Origin of the sequence: Protaetiibacter mangrovi (assembly GCF_024752305.1) — a bacterium.
Taxonomy (GTDB): domain Bacteria; phylum Actinomycetota; class Actinomycetes; order Actinomycetales; family Microbacteriaceae; genus Homoserinibacter; species Homoserinibacter mangrovi.
Map to the genome: position 1 here is coordinate 1 of NZ_JANTHX010000007.1, position 379 is coordinate 379.

A 379-nucleotide genomic window follows, 5' to 3' on the forward strand; every position below is an offset into this window, starting at 1 on the left:
TTCGACCCCACCTCGGCCAGCGCCGAGAAGGTCGCCGTGCTGACGGAGTACGAGAACACCGGCAGCTGCTGATGGCACGCATCACCGTGGGGGTGAGCCTGAAGATGTACTTCGGGCACCGCGCCGCGCGCGAATGGCTCGCCGAGGTCGCCGACATCGCGGCGCGCAGCGAGGCGGTCGCCGACGGGCGTGTCGAGCTCTTCGTGGCGCCCGGCTACCTGCAGCTGCTGCCCGCCCTCGAGGCGTTCGCCGGCACACGTGCGATCGTGGCCGCGCAAGACGCCTCCGAGCACGACGCGGGCGCCTACACGGGCGAAGTCAGCCCCGCCGAACTGGCAGAGATCGGCGTGCGCATGGTCGAACTCGGCCACGCCGAGCG

Annotated in this window: 1 protein-coding gene; it reads left to right on the plus strand. The window is 71.5% G+C overall.

The window, feature by feature from the left end:
• Positions 1–71: 71 nt before the first annotated feature.
• Positions 72–379: triose-phosphate isomerase (locus NUH29_RS07645; RefSeq protein ID WP_258799245.1), on the plus strand; the 308-nt coding region annotated here is incomplete at its 3' end.